This is a genomic window from Hymenobacter gummosus (assembly GCF_003970915.1).
GTDB lineage: Bacteria > Bacteroidota > Bacteroidia > Cytophagales > Hymenobacteraceae > Solirubrum > Solirubrum gummosum.
The window spans coordinates 407,104-423,148 of sequence record NZ_RXOF01000002.1 but is presented as its reverse complement, the minus strand read 5'-3'; the positions used below and the strand labels follow the sequence as shown (position 1 = coordinate 423,148).

17 protein-coding genes are annotated in these 16,045 nt (G+C 69.0%); 10 read left to right on the top strand and 7 right to left on the bottom strand.

Annotation, left to right across the window (positions count from 1 at the left end):
• Positions 1-35 precede the first annotated feature (35 nt).
• The 4 genes from EJV47_RS05195 (at position 36) to EJV47_RS05180 (ending at position 3,702) form a co-directional block, all read left to right on the top strand.
• Complete coding sequence (locus tag EJV47_RS05195) at positions 36-1,376, top strand: NAD(P)/FAD-dependent oxidoreductase (RefSeq protein ID WP_126692068.1); 1,341 nt, start codon at positions 36-38, stop codon at positions 1,374-1,376.
• Between the two features lie 20 nt (positions 1,377-1,396).
• A complete protein-coding gene (locus tag EJV47_RS05190) occupies positions 1,397-1,633 on the top strand; it encodes a hypothetical protein (RefSeq protein ID WP_126692067.1) in 237 nt (78 codons plus the stop codon).
• A gap of 215 nt (positions 1,634-1,848) precedes the next feature.
• Positions 1,849-3,198 (top strand): 4Fe-4S binding protein, encoded by a 1,350-nt coding sequence (locus EJV47_RS05185; protein WP_126692066.1) that lies wholly within the window; start codon positions 1,849-1,851, stop codon positions 3,196-3,198.
• A gap of 6 nt (positions 3,199-3,204) precedes the next feature.
• Entirely contained in the window at positions 3,205-3,702 is a 498-nt protein-coding gene (locus EJV47_RS05180) for a hypothetical protein (protein ID WP_126692065.1), read from the top strand.
• Between the two features lie 109 nt (positions 3,703-3,811).
• Here EJV47_RS05180 and EJV47_RS05175 read toward each other — a convergent pair whose 3' ends face one another.
• The 5 genes from EJV47_RS05175 to EJV47_RS05155 all read right to left on the bottom strand — a co-directional run bounded on the left by EJV47_RS05175 (position 3,812) and on the right by EJV47_RS05155 (position 7,593).
• Complete coding sequence (locus tag EJV47_RS05175) at positions 3,812-4,177, bottom strand: hypothetical protein (protein ID WP_126692064.1); 366 nt, start codon at positions 4,175-4,177, stop codon at positions 3,812-3,814.
• A gap of 93 nt (positions 4,178-4,270) precedes the next feature.
• On the bottom strand, positions 4,271-5,167 hold the full coding sequence (locus EJV47_RS05170; protein ID WP_126692063.1) for a hypothetical protein: 897 nt from the start codon (positions 5,165-5,167) through the stop codon (positions 4,271-4,273).
• A gap of 41 nt (positions 5,168-5,208) precedes the next feature.
• Complete coding sequence (locus EJV47_RS05165) at positions 5,209-6,216, bottom strand: alpha/beta fold hydrolase (protein ID WP_126692062.1); 1,008 nt, start codon at positions 6,214-6,216, stop codon at positions 5,209-5,211.
• Between the two features lie 93 nt (positions 6,217-6,309).
• Positions 6,310-6,849: a hypothetical protein gene (locus tag EJV47_RS05160; protein WP_126692061.1), complete on the bottom strand. Its 540-nt coding sequence runs from the start codon at positions 6,847-6,849 to the stop codon at positions 6,310-6,312.
• Between the two features lie 183 nt (positions 6,850-7,032).
• Positions 7,033-7,593 carry a hypothetical protein gene (locus EJV47_RS05155; protein WP_126692060.1) on the bottom strand — a complete coding sequence of 187 codons (561 nt, stop codon included), beginning with the start codon at positions 7,591-7,593 and terminating at the stop codon, positions 7,033-7,035.
• Between the two features lie 192 nt (positions 7,594-7,785).
• Here EJV47_RS05155 and EJV47_RS05150 point away from each other — a divergent pair, with 192 nt between their 5' ends.
• A complete protein-coding gene (locus EJV47_RS05150) occupies positions 7,786-8,934 on the top strand; it encodes a glycoside hydrolase family 43 protein (protein WP_126692059.1) in 1,149 nt (382 codons plus the stop codon).
• Between the two features lie 72 nt (positions 8,935-9,006).
• Here EJV47_RS05150 and EJV47_RS05145 read toward each other — a convergent pair whose 3' ends face one another.
• Entirely contained in the window at positions 9,007-9,756 is a 750-nt protein-coding gene (locus tag EJV47_RS05145; RefSeq protein ID WP_126692058.1) for a GAF domain-containing protein, read from the bottom strand.
• Positions 9,757-9,983: 227 nt separating this feature from the next.
• On the opposite strand from EJV47_RS05145, the gene EJV47_RS05140 reads away from it, so the two are divergent.
• The 5 genes from EJV47_RS05140 to EJV47_RS05120 all read left to right on the top strand — a co-directional run bounded on the left by EJV47_RS05140 (position 9,984) and on the right by EJV47_RS05120 (position 14,707).
• A complete protein-coding gene (locus EJV47_RS05140) occupies positions 9,984-10,409 on the top strand; it encodes a hypothetical protein (RefSeq protein ID WP_126692057.1) in 426 nt (141 codons plus the stop codon).
• Between the two features lie 87 nt (positions 10,410-10,496).
• Positions 10,497-11,228 (top strand): glycosyltransferase family 2 protein, encoded by a 732-nt coding sequence (locus EJV47_RS05135; RefSeq protein WP_126692056.1) that lies wholly within the window; start codon positions 10,497-10,499, stop codon positions 11,226-11,228.
• Between the two features lie 6 nt (positions 11,229-11,234).
• Positions 11,235-11,819, top strand: coding sequence for a DUF6000 family protein (locus EJV47_RS05130; RefSeq protein WP_126692055.1), 585 nt, complete (start codon positions 11,235-11,237; stop codon positions 11,817-11,819).
• Positions 11,820-11,885: 66 nt separating this feature from the next.
• Entirely contained in the window at positions 11,886-13,361 is a 1,476-nt protein-coding gene (locus EJV47_RS05125) for a cellulose synthase family protein (RefSeq protein ID WP_126692054.1), read from the top strand.
• Positions 13,358-14,707 (top strand): MptA/MptB family glycosyltransferase, encoded by a 1,350-nt coding sequence (locus tag EJV47_RS05120; RefSeq protein WP_126692053.1) that lies wholly within the window; start codon positions 13,358-13,360, stop codon positions 14,705-14,707. The genes EJV47_RS05125 and EJV47_RS05120 overlap by 4 nt, the downstream gene beginning before the upstream one ends.
• A gap of 279 nt (positions 14,708-14,986) precedes the next feature.
• On the opposite strand, the gene EJV47_RS05115 is transcribed toward EJV47_RS05120, so the two are convergent.
• Entirely contained in the window at positions 14,987-16,039 is a 1,053-nt protein-coding gene (locus tag EJV47_RS05115) for an aldo/keto reductase (RefSeq protein ID WP_126692052.1), read from the bottom strand.
• Positions 16,040-16,045: the final 6 nt, after the last annotated feature.

Sequence of the window (16,045 nt, the reverse complement as noted above, 5' to 3'; positions counted from 1 at the left end):
CATCCGCTCATTTACTTATCCGCTCATCTGACAAGATGCACCTGGTCATCATCGGCAACGGCATTGCGGGCGTGACCTGCGCCCAGACACTGCGCCGCCTGCGCCCCGAGGCCCGCATCACGCTCGTCTCGGCCGAAAGTGCGCACCACTTCTCCCGCCCCGCGCTGATGTACCTGTACATGGGCCACTTGCGCTGGCCCGACGTGAAGCCCTTCGAGGACTGGTACTGGCCGGAAAACCGCCTGGAGCTGGTGCACGACCAGGCCACCGGCCTCGACGTGGCGGGCAAGCGCGTGCTGCTGGCCCGCCACCCGCCCCTGGCCTACGACGCGCTGCTGCTGGCCACCGGCGCCCGCACCCGCTACTACGACTGGCCCGGCCAGCACCTGCAGGGCGTGCAGGGCCTGGTGACCAAGGCCGACGTGGAGCGGATGAGCCAGGCTACCCAGGGCGTGCGGCAGGCCGTGGTGGTGGGCGGCGGCCTTATCGGCGTGGAGCTGGCCGAGATGCTGCGCGCCCGCCGCCTCGAAGTAACCATGCTGGTGCGCGACCAGCACTACTGGGGCTCGGTGCTGCCGCCCGAGGAAGCCGCGCTGGTGGATGAGCAGCTGCGCCGCCACGGCGTGCGGGTGCGCTACGCCACCGAGCTGGCCGAAGTGCTGGGCGACGCGGCCGGCCGGGTGCGGGCCGTGCGCACCGCCGCCGACGAGGAGCTGCCCTGCCAGTGGCTGGGCGTGGCTACCGGCGTGGTGCCCAACCTGGACCTGACGGCCGGCACCGCCATCGAAACCGACCGCGGCATCCTCGTCGACGAGCTGCTGCAGACCTCGGTGCCGGGCATCTACGCGGCCGGCGACTGTGCCCAGCGCCGCAACCCGCCGCCCGGCGAGGCGGCCATCGAGCCGCTGTGGTACACCGGCCGCATGCAGGGCGAGACGGTGGCCCACACCATCGGCGGGCAGCCCACGCCCTACCGCCGCGGACCGTGGTTTAACTCGGCCAAGTTCTTCGACCTCGAATACCAGACCTACGGGCAGGTGCCCGCCGGCCCGGTGGAAGGCCAGAGCAGCTTCTGGTGGCAGCACCCCAGCGCCCCGCTGGGCCTGCGCCTGCACTACCGCACCGGGGGCGAGCAGGCCCTGCTGGGCCTGAACGCGCTGGGCCTGCGCCTGCGCCACGAGGTGTGCGACGCCTGGCTGCGGGCCGGCGCGCCCCTGCGCACGGTGCTGGAGCAGCTCGGGGCGGCTAACTTCGACCCGGAATTTTTCCCCCAGCACGAGGCCAGCATCGTGGCGGCCTACAGCCGGCAGCACCCCGACGAGCCCCCGCTCACGCTGCGCCGCCGCAAGGGCCTGCTGGCCCGTATGCTGTCCTGACTTCTCCCCTCTTTCGCCGCATGGCCGACAAACCCGACTACCGCAAGCTCTACCACCCCGCCGCCTTCAACGCCTGGCAGTACATTGCTTTCACCGGCATCATCATGACGCTCGGCGCCCAGCTCATTCTGGCCGTTATCGGGCAGCCCAAGCCCGACGGCTTCCTCTGGCTGTACGCGGTATGGGCGGGCGTCTTCGTGCTCGGCTCGCTGAGCAACCTCTACGGCAAGCCCGACGACCACCACCATCATCACTAAGCCGGCTAGGCATGTAGCTGGCGCCGGTTTAGCCGTCGAAGACGGCGTAACCGGTGCCCATCATAAAGCAGGTTTTCAACCTGCGTACCGCGTTGTTGCTCCGGGCGGAACTGGTCGTCCGGGCGCCCCACGCAGGCTGAAAGCCTGCTTTATTTCGGGCACCGGTTACGCAACTCCGTTGCTAAACCGGCGCCAGCTTCTTTCCCCCCTTGTCCATGTCCTTCCTCGCCGCCTACTCCGACCAGCCCCTGGCTCACCCGACTCCAGAACCCTCCGCCGCCGAGCGGCTGTGGCTGGCCCTGGTGGCGCTGGGGCTGCTGGCCCTGGGCGTGGCGGCCCTGGCCCCGGCGGGCCTGCGCGACACGGCCTTCTGGCTGGGGCTGGGCCTGCTGAGCGCCGGGGCCCTGGGCTGGAGCTGGCGGAAATTCGGGGGCAGCCGGGGCGTGCGGCACAACTTCCTCTGGAGCCGGGCCAGCACCTCGCGCGGAGCCGTGGCCTGGGCCGCGGGCGTGGCCCTCACGGGCTTCTACGTGGTGCTGTACTGGTGGCCCGCCTACCTCGAAAACCTCATTCGCCCGCTCGACGGCCTGAGCCAGCTGCTGCGCGGCCGGGCCGCCGACCAGTGGTTTCTCTACGGCTCCTTCTACACCCTGGCCGTGCTGCTGATGGGCGGCCGGGCCCTGCTGAAATACCGCCATTCGCCCTACCAGCGGGTGCGCACGGCCTCGGTCATGTTTTTTCAGCTGGGCCTGGCCTGGCTGCTGCCGGGCGTGCTGCTGGCTCTGCAGCAGCCCGAGTTCTACTTCACGTACTTCTGGCCGCTGAAGTACGACTACCTTTTTCCCGGCGGGGTGCAAAGCCTGCTGCAAAACGGCCACCTGGGCGCGTTCATGGTGGGCTGGGGCATCATCATGTCCTTCGTGGCCACGCCGGTGCTCACGTACTTCTTCGGCAAGCGCTGGTACTGCTCCTGGGTGTGCGGCTGCGGCGGGCTGGCCGAAACCGCCGGCGACCCGTACCGCCACCTCAGCGACAAACGCCGCGAAGCCTGGCGCTACGAGGTCAGCATCGTGTACACGGTGCTGGGCTTCATCGTCGTGACGACGGCCCTGCTGTGGCTGAACGCGGCCCGGGGCGGCGCCCTGCTCGGCCGCTTTTCCGATGAGTTTGCCCAGACCTACGGCTTTTTCATCGGCTCTATCTTCGCCGGCGTGGTGGGCGTGGGCTTCTACCCCATCCTGGGCAGCCGGGTGTGGTGCCGCTACGGCTGCCCGATGGCGGCCTACCTGGGCCTGCTGCAGAAGCACTTCTCGCGCTTCCGCATCACCACCAACGGCGGGCAGTGCATCTCGTGCGGCAACTGCTCCAACGTGTGCGAAATGGGCATCGACGTGAAACAGTACGCCCAGCGCGGGGAGCCGATTATCCGGGCGGCCTGCGTGGGCTGCGGCCTGTGCAGCACGGCCTGCCCGCGCGGGGTGCTCAACCTGGAAAACGGTCCGCGCGAGGGCCGCTACCAGCCCAGCCAACTCATCCATGCCGACAGCCTGCGGATTCTGAGCTAAGCCCTTATGCCCATCATCGAACCCGACCCGCAGACGCTGGCCCGGCTGCAGCGCATGGAGACCGAGGACTTCGGCGCCCGCCCGTTCAACCTACGCGCCGACGAGCACACCACGCGCCTGCCGCTGGTGGCGGCCAACGTCATCATCCAGACCAACTCGTTCACGGCCGGCCAGAAGGTGCACATTTACGACGTGTACTGGGGCATGAACGACAACGCCCTGGTAGTCGGCCGCTTCCGCCGCAAGCACGACTTCATCTTCGGCGTCATTCCCATCAGGAAGCTGGACAACTTCCGGCCCGAGTACGTGTACCACCCCGTGGTGCTGAATAAGTTTCGCCGCACGGACAAGGCAATCAACCCGGGCATTTTTCAGCGCTTCTTCGAGCGGCCCGATTTGCCTGCGCCGCCCCCCACCACCTACCATTTCGCCGACGACGCCCCGACCGCGCCCGCCGCTTCCTGGCTGGCCCGCCTGTGGAACGGGCTCCGCGGAAGCCGCTGAGGCGCGGCCGTCCTGCTATCAGGCCATTACTTACACTGGCCCGGCACCCACCATGGACTTCCGCTCCGCCTGCCAAGTAATTCACCCCAACCGCTGTTAAGCCAACTACTTACCGCCCGCGGCGGCGCCCCTCCGTCTGCGGCCACACCGGGGGCAGCTGCTGCCGCGGCATGGCGTCGCGGGTGCGGCCGGGAGCTGCCACGGCCACGCTGTCGGGGTGCGGGGCGGGCACCTGCACGCGCAGGGCGTAGGATTCGGTGCGGTAGCTGCCGGGGGCGGAGCGCCGCCGCTGGCCGGTGCCGGCAGCGCGGCCGGCTCGGGGCGCCGGCACCCAGCCGGTAGTGCCGGGCCGCAGTGAATCGAGCAGCACCAGGTGGCCATCCTTGACGCCGTAGACGCGGGCGGACTGGGGCTTCTGCGCGGCGGCGGCGCCGGCCAGCAGCAGGAGCAGCAGGCTGGTAACGGTAGTTTTCATAATCAGCGTCAACTTGTTATCCGGGTAAAGAGCGGTGCCGGCCGGTCGGGGTTGCACACCTCCGTCCGGGCAGGGTCCTGGGCCGACAATAACTCAGCGCAGCAGCGGGGCCAGCGGGCCGGCGGGGCGCAGCCAGGGCCGCAGCTCGGCGTAGGTAAACGAGTAGTCACCCTCGGGCTCGGCGGCCTGGATGACGTGCGGAAAGCCGAACGAGTAGGTCAGCGTCAGCCCGCGGCGGGTTACGGCAAAGTCGTAGAAGCGCGGCTCGTGGGCGTCGAAGTCGACCTGCCGCGTAGCCGCGTTCCAGCGCAGCAGCCCGGGCAGTTCCCGCACCAGGGCGGAGTCGTCGGGGAAGTCCTGCGGGGCCCGCTGCAGGAAGGCGGCCACGCGCCGGCTGATGGCCGCGCGCCAGTGGCGGCGCAGCGCCGTGGTGTCGCCCGCCAAATCCCCCATCGTCAGGCGCCGGCCGCTGCGCACGTCGAATACCAGGCAGCGGGTATCCGCCGACGGGTAGGCGCCCATGTACTCGCTGCTGCGCGCCAGCGTCAGCAGGCCCTCGTCGTTGTGCACCACGCTGTAGCTGAGGCTGGTCAGGCCCTGGTGGTCGTTTTCCTGGTACTCCCGCAGGCAGCGCTGCACCGCCTGCCGGGCCGACAAGCCCTGCCAGTCGTCTTCGCCCACGAAGCTGGCGGCCACGATGGCCTGATTGAGGCGGGCGGCCACGGCGGCATCGGGCAGCTGCACCTGCGGCAGCTCGAAGCGGCCGTACGTTTCGCCTTCCTGGCCCGCCGCCACGGTTACCACCTTCACGGGGGCCACGACGGCAGCTCCAGCCACTGGGGCCGGCGGCGGGGCCGAACTGGCAGCGGCAGGCGGCGGGGCGGCCGCTGATTCAGCCGTTTGCTCTTCGGCTGGTGACTGGCAGGCGGGCAGCAGCAGGACCGCGGCGCTCAGGACGGCGGCGGGCAGAAAAGCGGGGCGAAACGGCATGGGGATGTCGGCGGCAGGTTCGGGGCCCGAAGTAACGGCGCTTACTTCAGGAACGCCAGCAGGGCGGCGTGAAACTGCTGGGGCTCCTGCAGGTGCGGAATGTGGCCCACGCCGGGCAGTTCCACCAGCTTGCTGCCCCGGATGGCCTTGGCCGTGCGCTGCCCCAGCGCGGGGTACTGGCCCAGCGAAGCCAGCACTTTGGCATCTTTCACCAGCCCCTTGCCCACCACGGTGCGGTCCTGCTGGCCGATGACGAGCAGCGTGGGAGCCCGCACGCGGTCAAACTCGTAGCACACGGGTTGCTGGTAAATCATGTCGTAGGTGAGGGCGCTGGCCACGGCCACGCCCGGAAAGTCGGGGTGGCGCGTCTGGGCGGCCAGGGGCAGCAGCCACTGGTCGTGCTGCTGGGGATACGGGCCGGGGTAGTAGCTGGCGTGGTACTTCCGAATGGTTTCTTCGCTGGCTTTCAGCTCCGTAGCCGTGGCCTCGGTTACCGTCTGGAAGGGCACCCCGCGGCGGTAGTCCTCCAGGCCGATGGGGTTTTCGAGCACCAGCCGCTCGGTGGCCGCGGGGTACTCGATGGCAAAGCGCGTGGCCAGCATGCCGCCCATGCTATGGCCCAGCACCACGGCCCGGGGCACGCCCAAGGTGTCGAGCAGCTGCCGGGTATTGCGGGCCAGCTGGTGAAAGGAGTAGTGAATGTTGGGCTTGTCGGACTTGCCGAAGCCTACCTGGTCGGGCACCACCACCCGGAAGCCGGCCTTGCTCAGCGCCTCGATGGTAGCGCGCCAGTAGGCCCCGAAAAAGTTTTTGCCGTGCAGCAGCAGCACCGTGCGGCCGTTGGCGACTTTGGCAGCCGGCGGCACGTCCATGTAGGCCATGCGCACGGGCTGGCCTTCCAGGCGCAGGCGCAGGTAGCGCACCGGGTGCGGGTAGTCGTAGCCGTCGAGAGTGGCGTTGAGCGTGTTGGGCACGGCCGATTGGGCCCGGGCCGCGAAGGAGGCGCCGAGCAGCAGGCCGCTCAGCAGTAAGGTCAGAAGGTGCTTCATCGGAGTTCTTAACCCCGATTTGGGCAACGGGGTTATCGGCCAGCGCGGCGGCGCTTCCCGGCGCCTTTATTCTCAGCCGCCCCCGCGCGGCCGTTAGCCGGCCGTCGTAGCCCCGGCCAGGCGCTGCTGAGCGGCGGCCCGCTGCAGGCTGCTCCAGGCAAATTCGTCGTCGAACACGTGGTCGAGGTGGCGGCCCCGGTAGGTAATGAACAGCTGGTCGGCTTCGTTCTCGCAGGGCGCGCCCCATTCCAGGTGCAGCCGCTCGTCGGCCAGGAGCCGGGGCCGCCGCCCGGCCGGGGTGCCGCCTTGCTCCCGGAGCACCAGGGCGCTCAGCGGCACGCGCTCGGCCGGCCAAAACCAGCCAAAGCGGCGCAGCACTACCCCCGCCGGCCCGATTTCCAGGCTGCTGAACAGCCCCGTGTACAACAGCCCCACCGCCGCCAGCAGCAGCAGCAGCGCGCAGACCTGGGGCATTTCGTACGCGTACAGCGGCGGCCACGGCACGCCGACGCCCAGCAGCAACAGGCCCGTGCCCAGGGCCACCTGCCAGCGCGGCAAGGAGCTTTCGATAACGACGCTGCCGCTCGGGCGCCGGTAAAACGCGTTGTGCTTGCGGGGCCAGTTGCTGGTCATCGGAGCAGGAAATAAGGGCCTGGGTTGGGCCGACAGCGGCCGCCCGGCGTGATAATAAGCTATGTCGGGCACCAAAGCACCGCTCTGCCCGGCATTTGGAGCCAGAGCAAAAGTAGGGTTAAGGCTAGCTCCCCTTGTCAGCTGAGGAGGGAAACTAGCCCCTGGCTTCCAGCTTTAAATTTCTTACTCCTGCGCCGCCGCGCCGCGCTGGCGCAGCAGCAGCTCGATGGTGCGCGTGTCCTCGTCGCTCCACACCACGCTGCTCACGTCGTCGATTTGCAGCACTACCTGCCCGTCGGGCTCCCCGTAGTCGTTGTAGGTTTCGAGCAGCACTTCGTCCTCGGTCAGGCGCAGTACGTAGCCGTAGGGGTCGTTGTCGGCGGAGGTCAGCAGCTGCACCAGCTGGCGCAGCTCCAGGGCGCGCTGCAGCAGGGCGGGCACCGTCAGGTACTGCTGGCCCAGGCCCTCGGGCGCGGGCACGGCCCCGAAGATGATTTCGGGGTGCTGCTCCTTGAACTCAATCAGGCGCACGTACTTGTCGTCGAAGTACACCTGCGCCACCTCGTGCAGGTGCAGGCTGCGCACGGTGCTGGGCACGCCCTGGCGCGTGACGGTGCGCACCAGCAGCATATCGGGGTTGTGGCTGAGCACGTAGCCCAGCAGCAAATCGGAGCCGACTTTCAGGGCCACGAGGCGGCGGCTGCGCTGGGCGCGCTGCAATAAATCAGTTAGTAAAGCTCCCATCGGAATCGTTTCAGGCGCCGCTTAGTAGGCGCGGATTCGGCGCAAAGTACGGCGCGCACGGCCAGGAAGCCACTTTTTTTCCGCTGGCCCCCGCCCGCCCCGCCCAGCTCATCCGGAACCTATCTATATCGGCCGATTTCCGGAACGGGCCGGTGTTTTTTGCGGAACCGAACTCTCACCTATCCCCTGCCCATGCCCACCCTGCGCGCATCCACTGCTTACCTGCTCGGCCTCGGCCTGCCCCTGCTGCTGACCGCGGCCTGCCAGAGCAACTCCGGCTCCTCCGAAACTACCGCCGCCCAACCCGCCGCGGCCGACACTGCGCAGACCGCCGCCCCGGCCGCAGGCCAGGCGAAATTCCTTTCCGCGCCGCTGGTGCGCGACATTTACACCGCCGACCCCTCGGCCCACGTCTTCGGCGGGCGCATCTACATCTACCCCTCGCACGACATCGACGCGAACGTGCCCGAGGACGACAACGGCGCCCACTTCGCCATGCGCGACTACCGCGTGCTGTCGATGGACAGCGTGGGCGGCAAGGTGACGGACCACGGCGTGGCCCTGGATATCAAGGACATTCCCTGGGCCGGGCGGCAGCTCTGGGCCCCCGACGCGGAGTTCAAGAACGGCACTTACTACCTGTACTTCCCGGTGAAGGACAAGCAGGACGTGTTCCGCCTGGGCGTGGCCACCAGCACCTCGCCCACCGGCCCGTTCAAGGCGGACGCCAAGCCCATTGCCGGCTCCTACAGCATCGACCCGAACGTGTTTACCGACTCGGACGGGCAGAGCTACCTGTACTTCGGCGGCATCTGGGGCGGGCAGCTGCAGCGCTGGCGCAGCGGGCAGTACGACGACAAAGTAGCCCCCAACCAGCCGGCCGGAGAAGAAGCCTACGGCCCGCGCGTGGCCAAGCTGAGCAAGGACATGCGCTCCTTCGCCGGGCCGGTGACGGAGGTGAAGATTCTGGACGAAGCGGGCAAGCCCCTGCTGGCCGGCGACACCAAGCGCCGCTTCTTCGAGGGCGGCTGGCTGCACAAGTACAACGGCAAGTACTACTACTCCTACTCCACCGGCGACACCCACCTGCTCGTCTACGCCGTGGGCGACAAACCCACCGGCCCCTTCACCTACAAGGGCGTCATTATGAACCCGGTGCAGGGCTGGACCACCCACCACTCCATCATCGAGCACAAGGGCAAGTGGTACATTTTCTACCACGACACCGAGCTGTCGGGCAAAACCCACCTGCGCAACGTGAAGGTGACCGAGCTGAAGCGCCGCCCCGACGGCAGCATCGAAACCATCGAGCCGATGACGGGGGCTACGGCCAGCCGCTAACCGCCTGCTTTTTACCGACGCGGCCCCGCTCTGCCAGGCAGAGCGGGGCCGCGTTGCTATCGGCTAGTAGCCTTATTTACTGGTTTGCTGGGCGGAGGCAGCTTCCGGGGCGGCGGCAGCCCGGGCCAGCAGGCGGCGCAGCGCCTGCTCAATGGCGTCGAGGCGGCGGTCGACGGTTTGCTGCACTTCCTCGCTGAAAAAGGCGGCCCCGTTGGTGCGCGCGGCCAGGTAGCGGGCCAGGGTGGAGCTTTCGTGCAGGTAGCCCCGCAACTCGTGCTGGGCCCGCTGCCAGTGCTCCTCCCCACCGTGACTCAGCAACCGGCCGCGCAGCTCAATGGTGAGCGTAACCAGCCCGGCCAGGCGCGCCAGCAGCTGGCTTTCCCCCTCGGTAAACTCCCGGGCTTCGCGCCCAATCACGCAGAGCGTACCAATGTTGCCCTCGGCCGTGCGCAGCGGCGCCCCGGCATAGGCGCGCAGCCCGGCCGACTCGGCCACGGCCGGGTTGACCAGGTCGCAGCGCTGCTGCCGCAGGTCCGGAAACAGCACGGGCATGTTCTCCAGCACGGCCGCCGAGCACAGGCTATCGGCGCGCGGCACCGATTCCAGCCCCGGCAGGCCCACGTTGGCCTTGAAAAACACGGCCTCGGCGTCGACCAGGGAAATCAGCGAGATGGGCAGGTTGAACAGCTGCGCGGCCAGGGCCACGTAGTCGTCGAATATCTTTTCCGGGATGGTGTTGAGAATCTGGTACTGGTAGAGGGTGCGCAGGCGCGCCAACTCGTTGTCCGGAATCAGGGAAGTGGGCTGGATGTAGGCTGGCATAGGTGGTCGGCGGCTCGACGCAAAAAAGGCAATGATAAACCCAAAGTTACCACGGAAAGTTCTCAGCGGGCCCCGTAGCGGCCGGGCGGGCCGTCGGCATCCGGCGAAAAGCCTATATTGGAAGGCCGGCACCGCGGGCCCCGGGCCCGGCAAACCGTGTCCCCCCGCGGCCGCGTATGTGAGCCGCGACGGCGCCCATTCCCGCCCCTATTCCCCGCCCCGAGCCTATGGCCCGACTCGTCCTGCGCCCCTACCTGCCCCTCGTACTGGCAATTATAGAAGCGGCGGCGCTGGCCTACGTGCTGCGCTCCGTGTCGCGCTTTGTTGGCCTGAACACCCTGCTGCCCTGGTGGATGGGCGAGGCCATTCACCAGATGGTGCTGATGACGGCTTTCCTGGCCACGCTGCTGTTTGAGCAGCCCCGCCCCTCGCGCCGCCTGGCCGTGCTGGCCGCCGCCGTGCCGGGCCTGGTCATGGGCTACGATTTGTACATGGCCGTGACGCGCAGCTGGATCTGGCTGCCGGGCGTGGCCACGGCCTTCGTGTTCAGCTACGGGCTGTACCTGATTCTGACCGAGGAAGCCGAGCTGCAGAGCAGCAACCGCGCCGGCCGCTGGCACCGCCGGGTGCTGCGCCGCCGCCACTCCAACTAGGTTGGGTAGCAGGTAACTGGTATTAAGACAATTGTCCTGTCGTCCGACTACTGATTACCCATTGCCAACTGCCTATTTTTGCGCCGCATGCCGCTTTCCACACCTCCACCACCCGCCGACCTCCCCGTCATCGACGTCATCATCCCGGCCCACAACGAAGCCCGCAGCATCGGGCCGGTGCTGAGCGAAATTCCCTGGCCCTGGGTGCGCGAGGTTATCGTGGTCGACAACGCCAGCACCGACGGCACGGCTGCCCCGGCCCGCGCCGGCGGGGCCACCGTGCTGCGCGAAGACCGGCCCGGCTACGGCTACGCCTGCCTGCGCGGCATGGCCCGCTGCTACGCCCGCCCGCCGCACGAGCAGCCCGACATCATCGTCTTTCTCGACGGCGACTATTCCGACTACCCCGAGCAGCTGACCGAGCTGGTGCAGCCCATCCTGGCGGGCCGGGCCGACATGGTTATCGGCTCCCGGGCCCTGGGCCAGCGCGAGAAGGGCGCCATGCTGCCCCAGCAGATTTTCGGCAACTGGCTGGCCACTACCCTGCTGCGTCGGCTCTACGGCGCCCGGTTTACCGACCTGGGCCCCTTCCGCGCCATCCGGGCCGAGGCCCTGCGCCGCCTCGACATGCAGGACAAAACCTATGGCTGGACGGTGGAAATGCAGCTCAAAGCCGCCCGCCAGGGCCTGCGCTGCGCCGAAGTGCCGGTGCGCTACCGCCGCCGCATCGGCGTGTCGAAGGTATCGGGCACGGTGAAGGGCACGCTGGGCGCGGGCTACAAGATTCTGTGGACGATTTTCCGCTACGCGCGGAGCTGAGCAGGCATGGACGAGTTTCTCAGCACCTGGGTCGCGCCGTTTTACCTGCGCCTGCTGCACGGCAACTACGCCCACCAGGATTCCGCCGAGCAGCAGCAGGCCTTCGATGCGGCGGTACGGGTGGCCCTGCCCCGGCTGACGCCCGCCGTGGTCAGCCGGCTGCTAGACGGCGGCTGGCGCGAGCGGCTGACGGGCAGCTGGCTGGCGGGCCTGCGCGGCTGGCGCCAGTACACCGACCACCTCGGGGCCCTGCTGCTAGCCAGCAGCGGCAACTACGCCGGGCAGGGCTATTGCTTTGCCCTGGCCCGCTTTGCCGACGAGGCCAGTGCCCAGCACCTGGTGCGCTACCTACACGCCTACCTGCCCCGCCCCGAGCTGTACTACGACCAGGCCTGGGCCATGGCGGCCCTGCTCTGGATTGACGCCCAGCTGGGCACGGCCCACGGCGGGCCCTTCGTGGCGCCGGGCGGCCTGTGGGGCGCTTTTGCGGCCGATAAAGGCGCGCATTGGGAAATCGGGGCCTGCCGGCAACGTTTTGCGGCCGTCATGGAGTATTGCCGGGTCCACTTCGACGATGCCGCCGGCGGCTAATCCGACGGCCGTCCGGCTGCGTACCTTTGTCCGCTTGAAATTTCCCGCATTACCCGCCGCTTCCGCATGTTTGGGCTAGACGTCCTGCTTTTGGTCCTCTACGGCCTGTGCCTGCTGTTTGTGCTGGCCTTCAGCCTCTCGCAGTGGCGCCTGACGCGGCTGGCCCGCCGGGCGCTGCGCCGGCAGCCCGCCCCGCCGCCCCTGCCCACCGACGAGCAGCACTGGCCCCGCGTGACGGTGCAATTGCCCGTCTACAACGAGCTGAACGTGGTCGGGCGCATCATCGACGCGGCCGCGGCCCTCGACTACCCCCGGGGCCGCCTGCACATCCAGCTGCTCGACGACTCCACCGACGACTCCGTGGCCCTGGCGGCGGCTCGGGTAGCCTGGCACCGGCAGCGCGGCGTCGACATCGAGCAGGTGCGCCGGCCCGACCGGCAGGGCTACAAGGCCGGGGCGCTGGCCTACGGGCTGGAGGCGGCCCGCGGCGAGCTGGTGGCCATCTTCGACGCCGACTTCGTGCCCGCCCCCGATTTTCTGCGCCACACCGTGCCTTACTTTCTGGCCGATGAGCGGCTGGGAGCGGTGCAGACGCGCTGGGGGCACCTCAACGAGGACTACTCCTTGCTCACCGAGCTGCAGGCCTTTGGGCTGAACGCGCACTTCCTGGTGGAACAGGTGGGGCGCAACGCCGGCCACCATTTCATCAACTTCAACGGCACCGGCGGGGTGTGGCGCCGCCAGTGCATCGAGCAGGCCGGCGGCTGGCAGGCCGATACGCTCACCGAGGACCTCGACCTGAGCTACCGGGCCCAGCTTACGGGCTGGCACTTCCGCTACTTGCCCGCCGTGGTGGCCCCGGCCGAGCTGCCCGCCCAGATGGACGCGCTTCGCTCGCAGCAGCACCGCTGGAACAAGGGCGGCGCCGAAACCGCCCGCAAGCACCTGGGCCGAGTGTGGCGCAGCCGGCAGTTGCCGCTGAAAACCAAGCTGTACGCCACCGCCCACCTGCTCAACAGCGCCGTGTTCGTGGCCGTGCTGCTGATGGGCCTGCTGAGCGTGCCCTTGCTGGTGGTGCAGACGCGGCAGCCCGAGCTGCGCTGGTTTTTCCGGCTGGCGGGCCTGTCGGTGCTCAGCCTGACGCCGCTGCTGGCCTACTACTACGCCGCCTGGCGCTGGAACGGCGGCCGGGGTCGGGGCCTGCGCTTCCTGCCGAAGTTTCTGCTGTTTCTGGCCATGTCGATGGGCCTGTCGTTGCACAACGCCTGGGCGGTGCTGACCGGACTGGCTGGCCGGCTTACGCCCTTTATCCGCACCCCGAAATCGGGGCTGATCCGGCGGGACAAGGCGGCGCGCTGGCGGCGCTACCGCACCGGCTCGGTGAACGGGCAGACCGTGCTCGAAGCGGCCCTGGCTTTGTATTTTCTGCTGGGCATCGGGCTGGCCTTTCACTACGACAACTACGGCCTGCTGCCCTTTCACCTACTGCTGACGGCGGGCTACGGGGCGGTGGTGTACTACAGCATCCGCCACGCCGCATGAGCCGCCCCCGGCAACGCCCGGGGCTGGCCGCCGCAGCCGTGGTGCTGGCCGCCACCCAGCTGGGCCTGGCTTACTACACGCCCCGCCCCCACACGGCCCAGTTGCTGTTGCTCTTTGGCCTGGGCACCCTGGCCTACGCCGCCCTGCTGCACTGGCGCCTGAGCTGGCGCGCCGGCCTGCTGCTGGCCCTGCTGCTGCGCCTGCTGTGGCTGCCCGCCCGCCCTGCCCTGTCCGACGACTACCACCGCTTCCGCTGGGACGGCGCCCTGGTGGTGGCCGGGCACAGCCCCTTCCGGCACCGCCCCGACGAGTACCAGGCCGGCGGGGGCCGCTTGCCCAACCCGCCCGGCCTGACGTCCGCCCTGTACCAGCGGCTCAACTCCCCGCATTACTACTCGGTGTACCCGCCGGTGTGCCAGGGCCTGTTCGGGCTGGCCGCGCGGCTGTTTCCGGGCGCCGAGCTGGGGCAGATAGTGACGCTGCGCCTCGCGCTGCTGCTGGCCGAAGCGGCCACGGCCCTGCTGCTGCTGGCCCTGCTGCGCCGCTTCGGCCAGCCGCCGGAGCGGGCCCTGATGTACCTGCTGCATCCGCTGACGGTGGCCGAGCTGGTGGGCAACCTGCACTTCGAGGCCGTGGTCATCAGCGGCCTGCTGGGCGCCCTCTGGCTGCTCACGCGCCGCCGGCTGGGGCTGGCCGCCGCCGCGCTGACGCTGGGCGTGGCGGCCAAGCTCACCCCGCTGCTGGTGCTGCCTCTGCTGCTGCGCCGCCTGGGCTGGGCGCGCACCGCGGCCTTCGGCGCCCTGGTGGCCCTGCTGCTGGCGGCGGCCTTTGCGCCCTTCGCCTCGCTGGCGTTGCTGCGCAACCTCGGCCGCAGCCTCGATTTGTACTTCCACTCCTTCGAGTTCAACGCCAGCGTGTACTACCTGCTGCGGGCGGTGGGCTACCGCCTCACGGGCTACAACGAAATTGCCCGCCTCGGCACCGGGCTGGCCGCGGCAGCCGTGGCGGGCATCCTCGCCCTGGTGCTGCTGGAGCGGCGCCCCACGCTGGCGACGCTGCCGCGGGCGGCGCTGCTGGCCTTCACCGGCTACTACCTGCTGGCTACCACCGTGCACCCCTGGTACCTCACGCCGCTGCTGGCGCTGAGCTGCTTTACAGGCTGGCGCTACCCGGCCGCCTGGGCCGCCCTGGCCACGCTTTCCTACGCCACCTACCGCTCGGCCGCCTACCAGGAAAACCTCTGGCTGGTGGCCCTAGAGTACCTGGGCGTGGCCCTGCTCATGGCCGCCGACTGGCACCGCAGCCGGCAACCGCGCAGCCTTGACGACGTCCGGCAGCCGGCTTAAACCAATTGTAAAGCGGGACATTAGCCAACTCCAGTTGCGGAGCACTGGCGCCGTCCGTGTCGTAGCGCGAAGCTCTGCTTCGCGTACCCAGAACGACTCGTTGAACGACTATCATTACGCCCCCAATTGGTTCTGCGACAACCGTTCTGAATACGCGAAGCAGAGCTTCGCGCTACGGCGCGGACGGCGCCAGTGCTCCGCAACTTGGCTTAGCCCGTCTCCATCGGGCCGCTAGCCGCCCGAGACCGGACTAAAGACCGCGCCACACCAAGCGTCCCGCTACGGCTGCCAGCCCCGTACGTCGGCGCCCCCGAAGATGCGGCGGTTGATGTCGGGGGCGAAAATGGGGTACGGGTACGCCGGGTCCGGCGCGCTACTTTCCTGCAACCGCTGCAGCTGCGCGGGGCCGAGCGGGAGGCTCAGGGCGGCCAGGTTATCGGTCAGCTGGGCCAGCCGGCTCACGCCCAGGATGGGGGCCGTGATGCCGGGCTGGGCTAGCGTCCAGGCCAGGGCTACCTGCGCGGGCGGACGGCCTACCTCGGCGGCTACGGCCCGCAGCGCGTCGAGCACCCGCCAGTTGTGGTCGGTGAACTTGCTGTCCTGAAACGGGTTGGGCCCGCTCAGGCGCCCGTCGGTGGTGGCTTGGGGGGCCTGGCGCTGGTACTTGCCGGCCAGAAAGCCGCCCGCCAACGGGCTCCAGGGCGTGAGGCCCAGCCCCAGGGTGCGGGCGGCGGGCACGAACTCCCGCTCGATGCTGCGCTCCACCAGCGAGTATTCCATCTGCAGGGCCACCGGGCCGGGCACGCCATGGGCCGCGGCCAGTCCGCCCATCTGCCCCACGTACCAGGCGGGCACGTTGGAGAGGCCGAAGTAGCGAATCTTGCCGGCTCGCACCAGGTCGCCCAGGGTCTGCAGCACTTCCTCGGCGGGCGTCACCGCGTCCCAGGCGTGCAGCCAGTACAGGTCCACGTAATCGGTGCGCAGGCGGCGCAGGGAGCTTTCCAGGGCCCGGTAGATGTTTTTGCGGCCGTTGCCGCCGCTGTTGGGGTTGCCGGGCTGCAGGTTCCAGGTAAACTTGGTAGCCAGCACCAGCTGCTCGCGCAGCCTGGCTTCGGCCACGTAGCCGCCCAGCAGCTCCTCGCTGCGGCCGCCGGCGTACACGTCGGCCGTGTCGATGAAGTTGCCGCCGGCCTCTACGTAGGCCCGGAACACGGCTGCGGATACCTCGTCGGCCGAGCCCCAGCGGGCGGTGCCGAACGTCATGGTGCCCAGGCTAAGCGGGCTGACCACCAGGCCGGAGCGGCCCAGGGTGCGAAAGTTGGTGAGGTTCATGGCAGA